This window comes from Vibrio marisflavi CECT 7928, from assembly GCF_921294215.1.
GTDB classification, from domain to species: domain Bacteria; phylum Pseudomonadota; class Gammaproteobacteria; order Enterobacterales; family Vibrionaceae; genus Vibrio; species Vibrio marisflavi.
In genome coordinates this window covers 724,917-743,239 of sequence record NZ_CAKLDM010000002.1, presented here as the reverse complement: position 1 = coordinate 743,239, position 18,323 = coordinate 724,917, and the positions used below count along the sequence as shown (strand labels likewise).

Sequence of the window (18,323 nt, the reverse complement as noted above, 5' to 3'; positions counted from 1 at the left end):
TTAAATATAAATATCTACACCAATTAGTCTGGCTAACTCATCACGCTTACTTTGATTCAGCACATCCAAATAGTAAGACATGGCTTTTCTGTTTTCACCAGGAGGGTAATCGTATTGGAGGTTCGAGTAATCTATTTCAGACTCAGCGACATTTCGAATGGATTGGGCCACTGCATTGGCCACTTTGGTTGGTTTACTAACTGTCGAATCATCTGGGGCGCTAGCTTCCTGCGCCCTTTTCTTATATGCTTTTTGAGTCTTATTGGGACTCGAAATCAGTGTGGGTGGTAAACCATTAATCGAAACCATATCTCGACTCACATCCTTATGTTAATCGCACCGCTTCAGCGCTCCAATAACCGCTACTCATACACTTTCTTCGATGCAAATTTGCTCTATTCCCGACCCGGCATTTTCTTCCATGCGACGTTGTCACGCAAATAGACTGGGCTAGCGTTTTCCGCATCTACCGTATTGCCTTTTTGCCACTCAAACTGTGCAAGCACTACGATATCCTGCGCTTCAGGTAACTCAACACCGCCTTCACTGACTGAAATAGACAAATCAGACAAGTCTTCAGAATAAGCTTTCCAGCCAGTTCCAGACTTTGTCCAAACCACTTCATCGTTTTCTGTTTTTTCGACTAACACAGAAGGTGGTATCACACACTCTTTATCTGTTGCTAACCATTCGCCATTATTTTGGCGGCTCATTCTTGCCCAGTACACCTCTTGCATTCGCGCATCTATCGCACAAGCAATATGCTCTGACTTCGTTTTGCGATAGCTACCTTGAGCCAACGCGGCTAAAGTGGAAACGCCAATCATAGGTAGCTCTGCACCAAATGCTAAACCTTGTGCAATTCCAATGCCAATACGTACTCCGGTAAAGCTGCCCGGCCCCCTTCCAAATGCTAACGCATCCAGTTCGGATAGCTTCAAACCCGCTTCCTTCAGCACAGCTTCAACCATAGGAAGAATCTTTTTTGTGTGGTCTCTTGGTACGACTTCACTGCGGCTATAAATTGTCTCTCCGACTAGCAAAGCAACCGAGCAGTTTTCAGTTGCTGTATCTAACGCTAGGATTTTTGTACTCATTACTATCTCTAATAAATAATCAATGTGTTCAAAGAGTGTATTTACTGACTAGCTCAACACTCTTTTAGGAAATTCTGCACTTTCTCCAGATCTCGCGTTCGCGGGATCGGAGGTAAACTGCCGAGAAATATACCGCCATAATTGCGAGTTACCAAACGATTGTCGCAAATAATTAACGCTCCCTTGTCGTTAGCATCTCGAATAAGACGCCCAACTCCTTGTTTTAAAGCGATAACAGCATCAGGCAGCTGGACTTGTTGAAATGGATCGCCTCCTTGAAGTCGGCAATCTTCGATTCGGGCTTTTAGCAATGGGTCATCTGGCGCTGTGAATGGTAGCTTATCGATAATAACGCAACTTAACGCATCACCACGAACATCGATCCCTTCCCAGAATGCACCCGTTGCCACAAGCAAGGCGTTACCGAGTTCCATAAATTCGGCCAGTGTCTTCTGTTTGCTTGTCTCTCCTTGCACTAACACAGGAAGATCCAGAGTTTGCCTAAAACGCTCGGACAGCTCTCTCATCATGCTATGAGATGTGCACAGAAAAAAACACCGCCCTTGATTGCGCTCAATTACTGGAGCCAGAATATTTACCAAGTGATCAGCAAGACCTGGGCTATTTGGCTCGGGAAGGTAACGGGGCACACAAAGCATCGCTTGAGATTGATAGTCAAAAGGGCTTAGCAGCTGCATCTGCTGTTTAGGTTGAATACCTAATCGAGAGGTAAAGTGGCCAAAATCTTCGTTTACAGAGAGTGTTGCCGAGGTAAACACCCATGCCCCACCCTTAAGCTCTATCTGATCGTGAAATTTATCGGCTACCGAAAGTGGCGTTACGTGCAAAGCAAAATGCCTAACTGTTGTGTCAAACCAATATGAGTAGCCTGTAATCGAGACATCACACACACGAGCAATTCGGCCTTTTATAAGATTCGCTCTTTCAAATGCTGCATCGATTAGCTGGCTGCGTCCCAACGTTAGCTTGAGCACTTCTATCGCGAAGTCGAGAGCCTCATTCAGTCTTTCAACTTCATTTTTTATTGCTATCGATTGAATTGCTTCACGCCAATTGCCTCTGAATCCTGAGTCACCTAGTACGATTCGAAGATCAGAAGCTGCTTGAATGAGCTTAGCAGCAACCTTCTGCAATTGACGCATATCTTTAGCTTCGGTTCGATAAGCAAGCTCTATATCTTTGGCCAACTCATGCACTTGACGACTAGATACAGATTGCCCAAAGTAGTGGCTGGCTATATCTGGCAACTGATGGGCTTCATCAAAAACAAACACCTCCGCTTCAGGTATTAGCTCTCCGAATCCTGTCTCCTTGATAGCTAAATCAGCCAAAAACAAATGATGGTTAACCACCACTAAATCAGCATCCATCGCTTTTTTACGAGCTTTCAGCACGAAGCAATCAGAATAACTCGGACACTCTTTACCTAGGCAATTATCATTTGTAGAAGTAATTGTCGGAATAACATTACTGTCTTCGGCTAGGTCTTCACATTCACCTAAATCGCCCGACCTAGTTGAACTAGACCAGCTACGGACCTTCACCAATTGAGATAACAGACCCGGATCGGCATCAACACTATGGCTTTCCACCATTTGCTTACTCAGCCTTTCTAAACAAAGGTAGTTTGAACGACCTTTCAAAAGAGAAATACTGCCATAGTAGCCCAAAGCATTTGCTATCAACGGCAAATCTCGGTGAAACAGCTGCTCCTGAAGGTTTTTCGAACCAGTACTGATGATTGCCTTTTTTCCGCTTAGTAACACTGGCACCAAATAAGCAAAGGTTTTGCCAGTTCCTGTTCCTGCCTCAATGACCAACTGGGTTTGTTCTTCAATTGCGGTTAATACAGCCTCAGCCATATCACTTTGTGCCTGTCTAGGCTGAAAACCTTCAATGGCTTTACCTAATGCACCATCAGAAGAAAAAGTTTTTGAAATCATACAAACTCGGAGCAGTGGAAATATTGAGGTGGATGCTTATCAATTGTAAGTTCTTAGTCTCTGTACTGAAAGCACTAGATTGTCTAAAACATCATTTTACAGCCTTAAACTCGAGTTACTTTAACAGGTAAAAACCTTGACTCAACTATCAACAAACATGCGGCATTTAAACCTAAACTCGAGATAGCAGGCACAAAAAAGCGCGAGTCTATTTACTCACGCTTTTAGCTATCTATTGGTTATTACTTTCGGTTCAAATATCGAGAAAGCCAAGCAGGGCCTTCAAAGTTGCTTTCATCCGTAATCATAGCTTTAGCCGCCTCTGTAGGAGAAGCTTTGTTTTCCCACATTTCGCTCAGCAACTCTTCGTCAAGTTCATGTTCACCAAGCAGCTCATTTACTCTTTCAGAATACAGTTTTTTAGCGAGAAGTTCTTTATCCATACCGACACCTTATCAAGTATTAGAATGATGGAAGAATCTTCAACAAATCACAGCAACCAAAATCGTACGGTCTTTCTGTACGTAAGATTTTTTGTTGAAACCAAGCCCATAATAGATTAATTATAGCTCTTCACTGTGGTTATACTTCATTCAAAAATGCCGTTCAATCCTCAACCAATTAGTTTTGACCACGAAAAAAATAATACAGCGGAATATTCATAAAATGGAAAAGAAAACTCTACTCACTCATTGTACAGATGAACCTGGTTTGATATCAAAAATCACTAATATCTGTTACAAGCACCAGCTCAATATTATTCACAACAATGAGTTTGTGGATAATACTTGCGGCCACTTTTTTATGCGCACTGAGTTAGAGGGTATCTTTAACGATGAAACGCTTCTGCACGACTTAGACCAAGCGCTTCCAGCAGGTACATCCCGCAGGCTACTTAGCTCTTCGAAAAAACGCGTTGTCATTATGGTGACTAAAGAAGCTCACTGCCTTGGCGATATTTTGATGAAAGCTTTTGATGGTAGCTTGAATATTGATATTGCAGCTGTTGTTGGCAATTATGACCACCTACAAAACCTGACAGAAAAGTTCGATATTCCATATCATCATGTTTCTCATCAAGATTTATCTAGACAAGAACACGAACAACGAATTCTTGAAACTATTGAGCAATATAACGCCGACTATATTGTACTTGCTAAATACATGAGAGTTTTAACGCCAGAGTTTGTTGAAAGTTATAGGCATAAGATCATCAATATCCATCATAGCTTCTTACCCGCTTTTATCGGTGCTAAGCCATATCAGCAAGCTTATGATCGCGGTGTAAAAATTATAGGAGCGACGGCGCACTTCGTTACTAACGATTTAGACGAAGGGCCAATCATCAAGCAAGACGTTATTCCGGTTGATCACAACTTTAGTGCTGAAGATATGGCAAAAGCCGGTCGAGATGTAGAAAAAAACGTACTAAGCCGAGCATTGAATAAAGTAGTCAACGATCATGTGTTCGTTTATGAAAACAAAACCGTGATCTTATAGAACAAAACGGGCCTGGATCGTATGTTTTCAGGCCCTACTTCCCACTACAATTTTATAGCCAACTCGACTCCTTGCCTTATTGCGCGAACAGCATCAAGCTCTCCAGCATAATCAGCACCGCCGATAACATGCAGCTTGCCTTCAAACTGTTGCCACTTATCTTCAAATGGACGAACCGACTCTTGCCCCGCACAGACGACAACCGTATCTGCATCGAGAACCTTCTCCTGACCTGCAAGCTTTATATGTAACCCTTTATCGTCGATGTTTTCATAGCTAAGCCCAGACAACATCTCTACACCGCGCTTTTCCAAGGTGCGCTTGTGAATCCAACCTGTTGTTTTACCAGGCCCTTTCCCCATCCGACCTTTTTTACGTTGCAATAACCATACTTGTTTGTCAGAAATTGATTCTGGGTGGGGGTACAAGCCACCAGCATGTGACATCGATTTATCGATCCCCCAATCGTGTAACCAGTCTTCTAACGTGTGTTCCTGCGGCTCTGTGATCATTGAAGCAACATCCACCCCAATCCCCCCAGCACCAATAACAGCCACACGCTCCCCCACTGGTACTTTTTCTCGAATGAGTGTTTGGTAATCCACTACCTTGCTAGACTCATCGATTCCTTTAAGCTGTATTTTCCTCGGTTCAACACCGGACGCCATCACGATTTCGTCAAAACTATCTAACATGTCTTTGGTGGCTTCAGTATCTAGCCTTAAGGTCACTCCAGTCTGATCAATGCGATTGGCAAAATAACGGATAGTTTCTCTAAACTCCTCTTTACCCGGTATTTGCATTGCTAGCCGGAACTGACCTCCAATCCGATCGTTTTTTTCAAACAGTTCAACTTCATGCCCACGTTCAGCTAAAGTAGTCGCACAAGCCAAACCTGCTGGCCCAGCTCCCACTACCGCGATACGCTTGGCTTTATCTGCAGGCGTGATTTTCAGTTCCGTCTCGTAGCAAGCAATTGGATTGACTAAGCAGCTTGCTCGTTTACCTTTGAAAACATTGTCTAGGCAGGCTTGGTTGCACCCTATGCATGTGTTAATTAACTCTCGTTTGCTTTCACTCGCTTTTCTAACAAACTCAGGATCGGCCAAAAATGGACGAGCCATAGAAACCATATCGGCTTGACCTGATGCCAAAATACGCTCAGCATCCTCTGGGGTATTAATCCGGTTACAAGTAATCACCGGAATAGACACATGGGGTTTTACTTTTTCAGTTACCCAACTAAACGCAGCTCTTGGTACTTGAGTAGCAATCGTAGGAACCTTGGCTTCATGCCAACCAATCCCAGTATTAATTAAGGTTACTCCAGCACTTTCTAATGCTTGAGCAAGTTCTACCACTTCCTCAAAAGTGCTACCTTGTTCGACTAAATCGAGCATTGAAAGACGGAAAATAATAATAAAGTCGCTGCCAACTTGACGCCTTGTAGCTCGTACAATTTCTAACGCAAAGCGTATGCGGTTTTCGTAACTGCCTCCCCACTCATCATAGCGAGCGTTGGTTCGGCTACAGATAAACTGGTTGATAAGGTAGCCTTCCGATCCCATGATTTCAACACCATCATAACCAGCCTGCTGAGCCAGTTTAGCGCTGTTTGCAAAGTCTTTAATGGTGTTATTTATTTGACGGCGGCTCATTTCAAAAGGAGCAAACTTAGCAATAGGTGCTTTTATGCCGGACGCACTCAGAGCTAAAGGGTGCATCGCATAACGACCAGCATGGAGAAGCTGTAACGCAATTTTTCCTCCATGCTTATGAACAGTTTCTGTCACCACTTTATGTGCATTAACGTGTTTTTCTTTACTGAATTGAGCACTAAATGGATGCAAGCGACCACGAAAGTTAGGAGAGAACCCTCCGGTAACAATTAAACCTACTCCACCTTTTGCTCTTGCTCCATAAAATTCAGCCAGCTTTTGCAGTCCAGATTTATCTTCCTCCAAGCCGGTGTGCATGGAGCCCATCAAAACTCGATTCTTCAACTTGGTAAAACCTAAATCTAGCGGCTCTAAAAGGTGTGGATACATAGGTAATTGCTCACTTAATCTTAATGGTCTGACCAGACTAAAAGCACTTGCAGAAAAAATCAAACATTTGTTTACATTGCTTTAACATCGATCATTTTCTTTCTGTTATCTATAATGAAAAAACTCCATCTCAAACATGAATTTCCGAGCAGTTTGGGTTGCTGATAAAGGCTTTTTTAGCTTTTGGCTCATATGAAAAGGAGCATCCTTGCAACTTCGGTATATAATACAGCTGTTTAAACCTAGAACTGGCAAGAAAAGCCTCATAGCTCTAGGGTATTACTGATACAAATTTCTAGGGTATCATCCCAATTCACTCAAACGTTGGTGATTCACCACTGTAGGGATACGATGAAACAAATATTTAAATTTATTGGCATGATTTTCAAAGGTATATGGAAGCTCATCACTTTCATTCGTCTTGCCATTATCAACCTTATTTTTTTCGCCTTTGTGGCGGTTCTCTTTTTCAGTTTCATACATTCTGATTCCCCTTCTACCAAAAGTGAGTCTGAGAAAAAATCCGCATTAGTGCTCAATCTGTCGGGCCCTATTGTCGAGCAAAATTCTTACGTAAACCCGATGGATTCGTTCACTGAGTCACTATTAGGAAAAGACTTACCCAAAGAGAATGTTCTGTACCAGATAGTCAGTACCATTCGACACGCAAAAGATGACCCGAATATAAGCGGGCTCGTACTTTCTCTAGGCAAAATGCCTGAGACGAACTTAACAAAGCTGCGCTATATTGCTAAGGCTTTGAACGAGTTCAAAGAGTCTGGAAAGCCTATCTATGCCATTGGTAGTTTCTACAATCAAAGCCAATACTATCTAGCAAGCTACGCCAACAAAGTCTTTCTCTCTCCAGACGGTGCGGTACTGATTAAAGGCTATAGTGCTTATGCTCTCTATTACAAAACGCTGCTAGAGAAACTTGACGTCAACACACACGTCTTCCGCGTAGGTACATACAAAGCAGCCGTTGAACCCTTCATCCGTGACAATATGTCTAAAGCTGCCAAGCAAGATGCATCCGATTGGTTAGGACAATTGTGGGGAGCTTATGTGCATGATGTGGCTAAGAATAGAGACATAAAACCTAGCACTTTAACACCAACAATGAAGCAGTTCTTAGCATTGATGAAAAAGAACAAAGGCGACTTAGCTGCTCTCGCAAAAAATATTGGCCTTGTCGATGAGCTTGCAACACGACAAAAAATTCGTGCTGATCTAGCTAAGGCTTTTGGTAGTGATGGAAAAGATAGCTACAACGCTATCAGCTACTACAAATATTTAAGCCAAATTCCGACGAAACCACTAAAAGCGTCTGAGGATATTGCCGTAATTGTCGCAAGTGGCGCGATTGTTGATGGAAAACAGAAACGCGGCGCTGTTGGTGGGGACACAGTTGCCAGACTACTTAGAGAAGCGCAAAACAACGACAAAATTAAGGCCGTTGTTCTTCGTGTGGATAGCCCAGGAGGTAGTGCTTTTGCATCAGACGTTATCCTAAACGAAATAAAAGCAGTCGAAGCTGCGGGTAAGCCAGTGGTAGTGTCGATGTCTAGCCTTGCAGCTTCTGGCGGCTATTGGATTTCTATGGGAGCGAGCAAAATAATTGCTCAACCGACAACATTGACCGGTTCTATCGGCATCTTCAGCGTCATCACCACATTTGAGAAAGGCCTGAATAAAATAGGCGTTTACACAGATGGTGTAGGCACAACGCCATTCTCTGGTACGGGTATCACCACTGGCCTAAATAAAGGGGTTTCTGCCGCTATGCAAATGGGTATTGAGCATGGTTACAACCGCTTTATTGGCTTAGTCAGTAAGAACAGAGATATTCCTTTAGCCAAGGTCGACAAAATTGCTCAAGGGCGCGTCTGGACTGGGCGAGATGCGCAAAAATTTGGCCTTGTGGATCAGCTCGGCGATTTCGACGATGCGATAGCCGAAGCTGCTAAACTAGCGAAGCTTAAAACATACAACTTAGACTGGATGAAGAAACGGCTAACCCCAGCACAGCAAATTCTTCAAGATCTAATGAAACAAGTGAACGTGCATTTAGGGCTAAAACCTTCAAGCTTGATTCCTGAATCTCTAGCACCTGTTTTAGGACAAATTCAAGAAAGCACAAGCCTATTGAACAACCTCAATGACCCTAAAGGCCAATATGCTATGTGTTTAACTTGCGGTGTGAGTTCGCAATAAATTCTAAGTAATGCCATCAGGGGCTGCATTCTGCGTGTGTGGCCCCTTTTTTTATTCACAAATAGTTCGCTATAATCCCCGCTCTATTTCTCCATGAGATTATGGCTTTAGCTATGGAAAGAAAACACATTTACATCGCCTATACTGGCGGCACGATAGGTATGCAAAAATCCAATCAGGGTTACATTCCTGCCGTTGGGTTTATGGAAAAGCAATTAGCAAGCATGCCTGAGTTTCATCGACCAGAAATGCCTGAGTACACCATCCATGAGTATGCGCCATTAATTGACTCTTCGAACATGGCGCCAAAGGATTGGCAGCAAATCGCTGACGATATCCGCGACAACTACGACAAATATGATGGTTTCGTGATTCTGCATGGCACAGATACCATGGCTTATACCGCGTCGGCTCTTTCATTCATGCTAGAAAACCTCGCCAAACCGGTGATCGTTACTGGCTCTCAAATTCCATTAGCCGAACTGCGCTCTGATGGTCAAGCGAACTTGCTGAACGCATTGCACATAGCTGCATATTATCCAATCAACGAAGTGACTTTGTTCTTCAACAATAAGTTAATGCGTGGTAACCGCAGCACTAAGTCGCATGCTGATGGCTTTAACGCATTTACTTCACCTAACTTACCACCTCTGTTGGAAGCAGGTATCAATATTCAAACGAATGCGAGCCTTCTTTTAGATGATGGTATAGAAGGTGATTTTTGTGTTCACAATATAACGCCGCAACCGATCGGAGTTATCACTATGTATCCGGGGATCTCAGCTGAGGTGATCCGAAATACCCTGCTACAACCTGTGAATGCGATGATTCTACTTACATTTGGAGTAGGCAACGCACCTCAAAATCCTGAATTGCTAGCTCAACTAAAAGATGCATCCGACAGAGGAGTTATCGTCGTCAACTTAACACAATGTTTAGCAGGTAAGGTCAATATGGGGGGCTACGCGACTGGGTGCGCTCTTGCAGAAGCGGGAGTTATTAGTGGCTACGATATGACACCTGAAGCGGCTCTTGCAAAACTCCACTACCTGCTGAGTAAGAAACTTTCATACCAAGAAGTGAAAGAACAAATGCAACAAATATTAAGAGGCGAAATGTCGCTTTAGCTAAAAATAATGTGCCCTGTTTAACAAGTAGTTATGTTGGGCACATTTATCAATACAGCCTTTCGACGCTACTGATCGCTTAGCTTCACTTTAACAATGTCATTTTCTGACATCTGAAACTGTCTTTTTAGTTCAGATTTTGACTTAAAGCTGATTTCTCCCCCGGCAGCAACTGTCATATGTTGCGCTTCTACATTATGCTTAGATTGATACAGCATTACAGCTTGCATACAAGAATCTCGTTGTTCTTTAGACAACTTAGTGCCATCAGGCCAACGACCAGTTTCAACTGCGTAAGTGAGTTTTTCGTAAGCTTCTGGTGTCATAGCATCTAGTAAACGCTCTGTATCCATGGTGTATCCTTAACATAGGGTAAAAAATTTGTTTGAACATAACTTGCAACCAAAACGAGTCAAGTAACTAGTTATAAATCGCTGGAAGTGATCACAAGTAAGGATACTATGAGTCTACTAAAACTAACACTTATCGTCATATTACCTTTAGTTCTCATGGGCTGTTTTGAAAACAAAAACAACACTGACAAACTTTGTGATAGCTACCCAGAACTCAATTGTACCAAGCTAAATACTCATGACGGTCAATGCCGCCTCCCCCGAACCGATCTGATCTGGCACAAATACGACACTTACAAAGAACCGACCGACGCGAATAGAATCAAAGAATACCAGCTCGTTACCTTATACCGTAAGTGCTTAGCTAATGCCTCTCAAATACAAACGTTTGATAGTTCCAAACGAGCTGAAAAGCGGGTTGAGGCACTACTTTTCTCCGCGGAAGAACAAGAAAGGCTTATAGAAGATCTAAAAGTATCCGCTACACCAGAAACGCTTTACTTTCTATGGTCTCAACTAGGTGACGAAGACGCTAAGCGAACCTTTCTCTTCATGGAAGATACCCGATCTCTAGAAACATCAGAAATGCAATACAACCTAGCCACTATCTATATCCAGAGAGATGTGGAGAAAACACTCTCACTACTCAACCGTTCGTTAGAACTTGCAAGTGATGGCAACGTTAAACCTGAGGTTTTTGAATCATTAGCCAGCATTCATTACAAGCGCAAAGAAAAAGAGAAAGCGTATATTTGGACGAAGATAGCTGAACAACACGAAATCGCCGTTGCAACAGGCCGTGAATTACAACTGCTCTATGGTTTTGATAACACTAAATACGAAAAGTTAGACAAGATAGCGGATAACATAGAATCCGCTATAAACTCAGGAAAATATCGACGGCAGCTTATGCCAAGTAGTTTTTAACTTGATGAGCTTTTGTTGAAAATTAACGACACTGAATTCACACAGAACCTCTCGCCTGTCGTCGGTGGGCCATCAGGAAACACATGACCTAAATGGCTATCGCAGTTTGCGCAGCGAATTTCTGTACGAACCATGCCATGACTTCTATCTTCTATGTATCGAATCGCATTGTCGTTTATCGGCGCATCAAAGCTTGGCCAGCCGCAGCCAGACTCGTATTTATTATCTGATACAAACAACGGCGACTGGCAACAGGTGCACAAATACACACCCGTACTGTTTTGATACAACAACTTACCCGAAAATGGTTTTTCTGTGCCATGCAGTCGACATACTTGATATTGTTCTTCTGTGAGCTCTTCACGCCACTCTTCTTCAGTTTTCTCGACTTTACTGACTGATTGTTCCACGTTATGAATCCCCTTAATGGATCTGCATTTTATAAATCTTATTGTTACGCAAAGTACTTGCGAAAGATGGCCTTTCTAGCACATACTCTCTGCTCATGACATTCTGTATAAAAAATACAGGGTGGCAAGAGCACTGTAGTATTTTACTTCAAATTGATACTAGAAAAACCGGTAATGAGTTCAAAAAACGGCCGTTTACATTCAGTAACTGAGAAAAGCAGCAGTTTTTTTTGACTTTAAGCAATATAAGATCGATTATCTGTTGCGGATATTTACTGGATTCTGTAATTTTACTACCAGTTATCTTTAATCAGAAATTTAAGTTGTGGAGCAACTATAATGACTATCAAAGTAGGTATTAACGGTTTTGGCCGTATTGGACGTTTCGTATTCCGTGCATCTGTTGAGCGTGCAGACATCGAAGTAGTAGGTATTAACGACCTAATCGATGTTGAGTACATGGCTTACATGCTTAAGTACGATTCAACTCACGGTCGTTTCAACGGTACAGTTGAAGTTAAAGATGGTAACCTAGTTGTTAACGGTAAATCTGTACGCGTTACAGCTGAGCGCAACCCAGCAGACCTTAAGTGGGACGCAATCGGTGTTGACGTTGTAGCTGAAGCTACTGGTCTGTTCCTAACTGACGAAACAGCTCGTAAGCACATCGAAGCTGGCGCGAAGAAAGTTGTTCTAACTGGTCCTTCTAAAGACAAGACTCCAATGTTCGTTATGGGCGTTAACCAAGACACTTACGCAGGTCAAGACATCGTTTCTAACGCTTCTTGTACTACTAACTGTCTAGCTCCTATCGCTAAAGTACTAAACGACAACTTCGGTATCGTTTCTGGCCTTATGACAACAGTTCACGCAACTACAGCAACTCAAAAAACTGTAGATGGTCCTTCAATGAAAGACTGGCGCGGTGGTCGTGGTGCTTCTCAAAACATCATCCCATCTTCAACTGGTGCTGCTAAAGCTGTAGGCGTTGTTCTTCCTGAACTAAACGGCAAACTAACTGGTATGGCTTTCCGCGTACCAACTGCTAACGTTTCTGTAGTTGACCTAACAGTTAACCTAGAGAAAGGCGCTTCTTACGAGCAAATCTGTGCAACTATGAAAGAAGCATCTGAAGGCGCTCTTAAAGGTGTTCTAGGTTACACTGAAGACCAAGTTGTTTCTCAAGACTTCATCGGCGAAACTCAAACTTCAGTATTCGATGCTAAAGCTGGTATCGCTCTAACTGATAACTTCGTTAAAGTTGTATCTTGGTACGACAACGAAATCGGTTACTCAAACAAAGTTCTAGACCTAATTACTCACATCTCTAAGTAATTAAGTCAACATTGTTGAGAAAAAGGCGGCTTTTTAGTCGCCTTTTTTGTATCTATTACAGTCAAAGATACACTGCTGATTGCCATTTTGATCAAAATACTACGTTATTAGCAACCTGTTAGAACTCTATAAGGAAACGCTCATGGACTTTTCCATTTTACCTGTTGTCAGTACCCTTTCCGATTGCATCACGATAAAACAAAAAAACGACATAAAAATCGCCTGCATTGATCACCCAAAAGCATCTGCTGCCGTTTCTCTATTCGGCGCTCATGTCCTTTCCTATAAGCCTCAGGGTGAGGAAGACTTAATTTGGGTAAGCAAGAACGCAATTTTTGATGGGCAAACAGCCATTCGCGGCGGCATTCCACTATGTTGGCCATGGTTTGGTAAACTCGCGTCACCAAGCCACGGATTCTCACGAATCCAAGAGTGGAAAATTGTGGAACACAGAGAAAATGATCAAGGTGTGATTGTTCAGTTAGGTCTATCGACCAATGAAACGACACTGACTATGTGGCCAAACCAATTCGACGCAACGCTAACAATTGAAGTTTCCGACACATTGAAAGTATCGCTGGGTGTATCGAACACAGACACTAAAGCATGGTGTTTCTCTGGAGCTCTGCACAGCTATCTCAATGTTGGCGATATTCTATCATCACAAGTTACTCAAATGGGCCCAACATACATAGATTCACTACTGGGTGACAAAGTATGCGAAGGTGGCGATACATTGAAGATCGATCAAGAAGTAGACCGAGTCTACAACCAACCAGAAAAAACCGTTTTGTTGAAAGACGAAAAGCTTAACCGCACTATTTCGATCACCAATACAGGCCATAACTCAGCAGTCATCTGGAACCCGTGGCAAGCAAACTCTGAAAGCATGGCAGATATGGCCGATGACAGCTATAAAACCATGCTATGTATCGAGTCAACGTTACATGCAGACTCACTAGAAACTGGCTACTCTCTTGAGCCAAATGAGCGCTATATACTAACTACAGAAATATCTGCTCGTTAAAAGGATATCGGAGCAGCATATCAACTGCTCCGAATTAAACACTTATCTCAGTTGAGCACTGTTTCCAAAGCATATACACTCTCGCTCTTCGTATTACAGAATTTAAAAGACCATGACCTATCAGTGCCCCATTTGCCAACAAAGCTTAAGCAAAAGTGAATCTTACTTTAGATGTGAAAACAACCATCAGTTCGATATTGCCAAAGAAGGTTATGTCAATCTAACGCCAGCGAACCAAAAACGCTCGAAAGCTCCTGGTGACAATGCTGAAATGATGCAAGCAAGACGGCGTTTCTTGGAGCTAGGACATTATTCGCCTCTTAGTAACCGCATCGCTTCTATTTGTTCTGATGTCATCAGGACGGACACCCCTTCCCTGCTAGATATCGGCTGTGGTGAGGGCTATTACACCGCTCAAGTGAGCAGTAAACTTCGCCAAAAGGACAAAACCTCAACCACCTACGGCCTAGATGTCTCAAAGGTCGCGATTCGTTATGCAGCGAAGCGCTACCCGAACTGTTTTTTTTCTGTGGCCTCAAGCCATAAGCTGCCATTTCCAGACAACTCACTAGGTGCTGTGTTACGTATTTATGCTCCTTGCAAAGATAGTGAGCTATATCGCTGCATCGCACCTAATGGAGCTCTAATCACTGTTACCCCTGCAGCACGTCATCTCTATCAATTGAGAGAAAGAATCTATCAAGACGTCCGCCTTCATGATAGTCAACCAGAACTTATCGAGGATTTTGAGCTAGAGTCTGAAGAAAGCATCAGCTACACAATGTCTCTTGAGCAAGGCGATGCATTTGACCTACTGCAGATGACACCATTTGCATGGAAAGCAGGTGACGAATTGAAGCAAGAGCTTAAATCCGCTTCAACCTTTGATTGTGAAGCCGACTTCACAGTTCGAGTATATAGAAAACGATAGCTGTCATACCAAAATACGAAACTGCTTGTTAATAAGCAGTTTCGTGACCGAAGCTATCCTTTTGTTTTTATTAAATAAAGATTCAAATCACCACTTTAGTTTCGACAAAGCCCTTTCCTTTCCTCCAAGTAGGCTCACTTTTTGCTAGAAGATTAATTGTTCAAACCGCACAGTTTTTACACAAGTTTTATTAATCACTGTCGATATAGTTGAAGAGCATGTAGTAAGGAGAGCAATATGACACCAGTAGGCATGGAGCCAACAAAGCTGACTCCAAACCAACAGGTTAAGCCTCAAACGAACTCCACTAGTGTTGCCCAAGATCCCGCACCACTTAAGGTTGAGCAAAACAAAGTGACACTTTCTGAGGAAGGTAAGGCACTGCTTGCCACTTTACAACAGATTGAAAAAGAACAAAAAATGGCTGAAGCTCAAGGGGAGGATAAATCTATTGGCGACAACGTCAATTCGTTTACTCGTGGTGCTTTAGGCTTAGAGCGCCCAGATAAAGTGGAAGAAGAAGTTCCAGATGACTCTTATGATGCAGGGAAAATTCTTTCCACAGCGGCAACGATAGGCGGCATAATTTTGGCTCTAGTGTAGTGTGGGCATCCACTAACACGTTGCATAGCAATATCGTTTCGAAATTTTGAAGAATAAGTCCAGCTTGTTAATAAGGCAGTATTCGTTAACAAGCTCTTTTTCTTGCCTCAAATAAATCACTCACTGGCAGCGCAAATTGGCTCAAATCATCGTAATATCTACAAATAGCTTAATAATATATAGAGAAAGTGCATGAGCCGACCATTGGATGAACTATTAGATCTTTTGCAACTTGAACAGCTAGAAGAAGAGCTATTCAGAGGCCAGAGTGAAAACTTAGGGTTACCTCAAGTTTACGGGGGGCAAGTGATTGGTCAAGCCCTATCAGCTGCACGTTACACTGTACCGTCAGACCGAGCTGTTCATTCGTTTCATAGCTACTTTCTTTACAAAGGCGATCCCAATAAACCGATTATATACGACGTCGATAACCTAAGAGACGGCACAAGCTTTAGCACTCGCCGTGTCAAAGCCATTCAGTATGGAAAGCCGATATTTTACCTAACTGCTTCCTACCACATTCACGAAAAAGGATTTGAGCACCAAAACTCAATGCCAAATGTGCCAGGGCCGGAAAACTTTGCCTCAGAAACCGATCTTGCGGCAAAGATTGCCGATAAATTGCCGCCACAAGTGCAAAAGATATTCTGCGGTGAAAAACCGATTGAAATTCGCCCTGTGGTAGTAGTTAATCCATTAAAGCCTCATGAAGAACAGCCGAAACAATATTTGTGGATTCGCTCAAACGGCTCTATGCCAGATGACCTACTCGTCCATCAATATTTGCTCGCCTATGCTTCTGATTGGGGCTTTCTAGTTACTGCACTTCACCCGCACAAAGTGTCACTACTCACTCCGAAGTTTCAGATAGCAACAATAGATCACTCCATGTGGTATCACAGACCTTTTAAGATGAATGACTGGCTTTTATATGCAATTGAAAGCCCAAATGCATCGGCAACACGTGGGCTTGTAAGAGGTGAAATATACAATCGCAACGGTGAGTTAGTCGCGACTGCAGTTCAAGAAGGCGTCATGCGCTTTAGTAAGAGCAAATAGAATCAAATTGGCAGAGCGGTGGTGTACTTCAGCGGCTCCATCGCAAATGTCGACGTGACATTAGTAATACCATCGACACTATTAACGAGTTTCTTATAGAACTCGTCGAATTTTTTAATGTCTTTCACCTGAACTTTCATCATGTAGTCGTACTCACCAGCCATACGGTAAAACTCCATAACTTCAGGAAACTCTGACACCTTATCGACAAACCCTGTATACCATTCATGGGAGTGGTCACGAGTTTTCACTAATACAAATGCCGTAAAGGAAAGATCTAACTGATCTGGATTCAATAACGCGACACGCTTATCAATAACACCTGAATCTTCTAATTTTTTTAATCTCTTCCAGCAGGGAGTTGTGGTAAGATTTACAGCCTCTGCTAAGTCATTCAGTGACAACGTGCCGTCTTTTTGTAAAAGTGACAATATGGTGCGATCGACTTTATCTAGCTCCACTTTTCTACCCTCAGTTAACATTTTAGAAAATTTTTCTACATATTATCCTAATTAGTAGGATAAAAATAAAGCTATTTTTAGCAATTGTATATAACATTTACTAATATCTTATGTAACGGAGGTAACTATGACTACCAGTAAGAATTGGACTAACCATGCCATAAGTAAAATAGCAGCAGACTTTCAACGCTCGGCAGATACACATTTAATTAAGCTGGAACTCCCGTCTATCAGCGGCATCGATATTTACCTCAAAGATGAGAGCACACATCCAACCGGCTCATTGAAGCACAGATTAGCTCGTTCGCTATTTTTATACTCCATTTGTAATGGATGGGTTGGACCTGAAACCACCATTATCGAATCTTCATCCGGCAGCACTGCCGTGTCTGAAGCCTACTTTGCAAGATTGCTCAACCTACCGTTCATCGCTGTGGTGCCAAAACGTACTGCTGCAAAAAAAATTGAACAAATAGAATTTTATGGCGGAAAAGCACACTTTGTCGAACATTCAGACCAAATTTACGCTGAGTCGAAAAGACTTGCCAAAGAGCTGAACGGCCATTACATGGATCAGTTTACCTATGCTGAAAAAGCGACAGACTGGCGCGGCAACAACAACATTGCTAACTCAATATTTGAGCAAATGGCAATGGAAGAGCACAAGATACCAAGTTGGATAGTAATGAGCGCAGGTACTGGCGGTACTTCAGCTACAATCGGCCGCTTCATTCGTTACCAGCAACACAATACTCAACTCTGCGTTGTAGACCCTGAAAACTCTGTTTTCCATCAATTTTATCAAACAGGTGATACAGCAATTACTTCAAACGTTGGCAGTAAAATCGAGGGCATTGGCCGTCCGAGAGTCGAGCCTAGCTTTATTCCCGGTGTCATTGACGAAATGCGCAGCATACCCGATGCAGCGAGTATCGCTACTATTCATTGGCTCAAGAATATCATTGGTCGCAAAGTCGGAGCCTCTACGGGGACAAACCTGTATGGTGCTCTACAACTTGCTAGCGAAATGAAAACGAAAGGCCAGCGCGGTTCTATTGTTACCTTGCTTTGTGATAGCGGTGAACGCTACTTAGATACTTATTACAATTCAGAGTGGATAAAACAGAACATCGGCAACTTAGAAGGCTACCCTAAGAAACTCCAAGAGTTTGAAGTTTCTGGGTTGCTGACCGCATAGCACTGGCAGCCTAAAAATAAAACCGATTCACATACACGATCAAAAAAGCCAGAACTCAATGTTCTGGCT

The 18,323-nt window shown here is 42.7% G+C and carries 18 protein-coding genes; 10 read left to right on the top strand and 8 right to left on the bottom strand.

What is annotated here, in order from left to right; genetic code table 11:
* From L7A31_RS10145 to L7A31_RS10130, 4 genes are all read right to left on the bottom strand, one after another.
* On the bottom strand, positions 1-309 hold the full coding sequence (locus L7A31_RS10145; RefSeq protein ID WP_237361398.1) for a chromosome partitioning protein ParA: 309 nt from the start codon (positions 307-309) through the stop codon (positions 1-3).
* Positions 310-395: 86 nt separating this feature from the next.
* Positions 396-1,097: a tRNA (adenosine(37)-N6)-threonylcarbamoyltransferase complex dimerization subunit type 1 TsaB gene (gene tsaB, locus L7A31_RS10140; RefSeq protein ID WP_237361397.1), complete on the bottom strand. Its 702-nt coding sequence runs from the start codon at positions 1,095-1,097 to the stop codon at positions 396-398.
* A gap of 53 nt (positions 1,098-1,150) precedes the next feature.
* Positions 1,151-3,061 (bottom strand): DNA repair helicase YoaA, encoded by a 1,911-nt coding sequence (yoaA, locus tag L7A31_RS10135; RefSeq protein ID WP_237361396.1) that lies wholly within the window; start codon positions 3,059-3,061, stop codon positions 1,151-1,153.
* A 242-nt stretch (positions 3,062-3,303) separates the two neighbouring features.
* Entirely contained in the window at positions 3,304-3,504 is a 201-nt protein-coding gene (locus L7A31_RS10130) for a hypothetical protein (RefSeq protein WP_237361395.1), read from the bottom strand.
* 223 nt (positions 3,505-3,727) lie between these two features.
* Between L7A31_RS10130 and purU the strand changes: the two genes are divergently transcribed.
* Positions 3,728-4,561, top strand: coding sequence for a formyltetrahydrofolate deformylase (gene purU / locus L7A31_RS10125; protein ID WP_237361394.1), 834 nt, complete (start codon positions 3,728-3,730; stop codon positions 4,559-4,561).
* A 44-nt stretch (positions 4,562-4,605) separates the two neighbouring features.
* Here the strand turns inward: purU and L7A31_RS10120 are convergent, their stop codons facing one another.
* Positions 4,606-6,609, bottom strand: a complete 2,004-nt coding sequence (locus L7A31_RS10120) for an NADPH-dependent 2,4-dienoyl-CoA reductase (protein ID WP_237361393.1) — start codon at positions 6,607-6,609, stop codon at positions 4,606-4,608.
* A gap of 351 nt (positions 6,610-6,960) precedes the next feature.
* Here L7A31_RS10120 and sppA point away from each other — a divergent pair, with 351 nt between their 5' ends.
* Both sppA and ansA read left to right on the top strand, forming a co-directional pair.
* The gene (gene sppA / locus L7A31_RS10115; RefSeq protein ID WP_237361392.1) at positions 6,961-8,823 is read left to right on the top strand and encodes a signal peptide peptidase SppA; all 1,863 of its coding nucleotides are present in this window, start codon (positions 6,961-6,963) and stop codon (positions 8,821-8,823) included.
* A 113-nt stretch (positions 8,824-8,936) separates the two neighbouring features.
* Entirely contained in the window at positions 8,937-9,950 is a 1,014-nt protein-coding gene (gene ansA, locus L7A31_RS10110) for an asparaginase (RefSeq protein WP_237361391.1), read from the top strand.
* A gap of 68 nt (positions 9,951-10,018) precedes the next feature.
* Here the strand turns inward: ansA and L7A31_RS10105 are convergent, their stop codons facing one another.
* Positions 10,019-10,303 carry a YeaC family protein gene (locus L7A31_RS10105; RefSeq protein WP_237361390.1) on the bottom strand — a complete coding sequence of 95 codons (285 nt, stop codon included), beginning with the start codon at positions 10,301-10,303 and terminating at the stop codon, positions 10,019-10,021.
* 108 nt (positions 10,304-10,411) lie between these two features.
* Between L7A31_RS10105 and L7A31_RS10100 the strand changes: the two genes are divergently transcribed.
* Positions 10,412-11,230 carry a DUF2989 domain-containing protein gene (locus tag L7A31_RS10100; protein ID WP_237361389.1) on the top strand — a complete coding sequence of 273 codons (819 nt, stop codon included), beginning with the start codon at positions 10,412-10,414 and terminating at the stop codon, positions 11,228-11,230.
* Here L7A31_RS10100 and msrB read toward each other — a convergent pair.
* Positions 11,227-11,640, bottom strand: a complete 414-nt coding sequence (gene msrB, locus L7A31_RS10095) for a peptide-methionine (R)-S-oxide reductase MsrB (protein ID WP_237361388.1) — start codon at positions 11,638-11,640, stop codon at positions 11,227-11,229. The two genes, L7A31_RS10100 and msrB, sit on opposite strands and share 4 nt — an antisense overlap.
* 339 nt (positions 11,641-11,979) lie before the next feature.
* Between msrB and gap the strand changes: the two genes are divergently transcribed.
* The 5 genes from gap (at position 11,980) to tesB (ending at position 16,595) form a co-directional block, all read left to right on the top strand.
* Positions 11,980-12,975, top strand: a complete 996-nt coding sequence (gene gap, locus L7A31_RS10090) for a type I glyceraldehyde-3-phosphate dehydrogenase (protein ID WP_237361387.1) — start codon at positions 11,980-11,982, stop codon at positions 12,973-12,975.
* A gap of 142 nt (positions 12,976-13,117) precedes the next feature.
* Positions 13,118-14,002 carry a D-hexose-6-phosphate mutarotase gene (locus L7A31_RS10085; RefSeq protein ID WP_237361386.1) on the top strand — a complete coding sequence of 295 codons (885 nt, stop codon included), beginning with the start codon at positions 13,118-13,120 and terminating at the stop codon, positions 14,000-14,002.
* 112 nt (positions 14,003-14,114) lie between these two features.
* Positions 14,115-14,933 carry a 23S rRNA (guanine(745)-N(1))-methyltransferase gene (rlmA, locus tag L7A31_RS10080; RefSeq protein ID WP_237361385.1) on the top strand — a complete coding sequence of 273 codons (819 nt, stop codon included), beginning with the start codon at positions 14,115-14,117 and terminating at the stop codon, positions 14,931-14,933.
* A 237-nt stretch (positions 14,934-15,170) separates the two neighbouring features.
* Positions 15,171-15,536, top strand: a complete 366-nt coding sequence (locus tag L7A31_RS10075) for a hypothetical protein (protein WP_237361384.1) — start codon at positions 15,171-15,173, stop codon at positions 15,534-15,536.
* A 192-nt stretch (positions 15,537-15,728) separates the two neighbouring features.
* Entirely contained in the window at positions 15,729-16,595 is an 867-nt protein-coding gene (tesB, locus tag L7A31_RS10070) for an acyl-CoA thioesterase II (protein WP_237361383.1), read from the top strand.
* Between the two features lie 2 nt (positions 16,596-16,597).
* Here tesB and L7A31_RS10065 read toward each other — a convergent pair whose 3' ends face one another.
* Positions 16,598-17,077, bottom strand: a complete 480-nt coding sequence (locus tag L7A31_RS10065; RefSeq protein WP_237361382.1) for an Lrp/AsnC family transcriptional regulator — start codon at positions 17,075-17,077, stop codon at positions 16,598-16,600.
* Between the two features lie 106 nt (positions 17,078-17,183).
* Here L7A31_RS10065 and L7A31_RS10060 point away from each other — a divergent pair, with 106 nt between their 5' ends.
* Positions 17,184-18,254: a PLP-dependent cysteine synthase family protein gene (locus tag L7A31_RS10060; RefSeq protein ID WP_237361381.1), complete on the top strand. Its 1,071-nt coding sequence runs from the start codon at positions 17,184-17,186 to the stop codon at positions 18,252-18,254.
* The last annotated feature ends 69 nt before the right edge of the window (positions 18,255-18,323 follow it).

What these genes read in the sequence shown, in the direction of transcription:
- L7A31_RS10145 (WP_237361398.1), bottom strand. Translation starts at nt 309, where the DNA reads ATGGTTTCGATTAATGGTTTACCACCCACACTGATTTCGAGTCCCAAT.
- tsaB (WP_237361397.1), bottom strand. Translation starts at nt 1,097, where the DNA reads ATGAGTACAAAAATCCTAGCGTTAGATACAGCAACTGAAAACTGCTCG.
- yoaA (WP_237361396.1), bottom strand. Translation starts at nt 3,061, where the DNA reads ATGATTTCAAAAACTTTTTCTTCTGATGGTGCATTAGGTAAAGCCATT.
- L7A31_RS10130 (WP_237361395.1), bottom strand. Translation starts at nt 3,504, where the DNA reads ATGGATAAAGAACTTCTCGCTAAAAAACTGTATTCTGAAAGAGTAAAT.
- purU (WP_237361394.1), top strand. Translation starts at nt 3,728, where the DNA reads ATGGAAAAGAAAACTCTACTCACTCATTGTACAGATGAACCTGGTTTG.
- L7A31_RS10120 (WP_237361393.1), bottom strand. Translation starts at nt 6,609, where the DNA reads ATGTATCCACACCTTTTAGAGCCGCTAGATTTAGGTTTTACCAAGTTG.
- sppA (WP_237361392.1), top strand. Translation starts at nt 6,961, where the DNA reads ATGAAACAAATATTTAAATTTATTGGCATGATTTTCAAAGGTATATGG.
- ansA (WP_237361391.1), top strand. Translation starts at nt 8,937, where the DNA reads ATGGAAAGAAAACACATTTACATCGCCTATACTGGCGGCACGATAGGT.
- L7A31_RS10105 (WP_237361390.1), bottom strand. Translation starts at nt 10,303, where the DNA reads ATGGATACAGAGCGTTTACTAGATGCTATGACACCAGAAGCTTACGAA.
- L7A31_RS10100 (WP_237361389.1), top strand. Translation starts at nt 10,412, where the DNA reads ATGAGTCTACTAAAACTAACACTTATCGTCATATTACCTTTAGTTCTC.
- gap (WP_237361387.1), top strand. Translation starts at nt 11,980, where the DNA reads ATGACTATCAAAGTAGGTATTAACGGTTTTGGCCGTATTGGACGTTTC.
- L7A31_RS10085 (WP_237361386.1), top strand. Translation starts at nt 13,118, where the DNA reads ATGGACTTTTCCATTTTACCTGTTGTCAGTACCCTTTCCGATTGCATC.
- rlmA (WP_237361385.1), top strand. Translation starts at nt 14,115, where the DNA reads ATGACCTATCAGTGCCCCATTTGCCAACAAAGCTTAAGCAAAAGTGAA.
- L7A31_RS10075 (WP_237361384.1), top strand. Translation starts at nt 15,171, where the DNA reads ATGACACCAGTAGGCATGGAGCCAACAAAGCTGACTCCAAACCAACAG.
- tesB (WP_237361383.1), top strand. Translation starts at nt 15,729, where the DNA reads ATGAGCCGACCATTGGATGAACTATTAGATCTTTTGCAACTTGAACAG.
- L7A31_RS10065 (WP_237361382.1), bottom strand. Translation starts at nt 17,077, where the DNA reads ATGTTAACTGAGGGTAGAAAAGTGGAGCTAGATAAAGTCGATCGCACC.
- L7A31_RS10060 (WP_237361381.1), top strand. Translation starts at nt 17,184, where the DNA reads ATGACTACCAGTAAGAATTGGACTAACCATGCCATAAGTAAAATAGCA.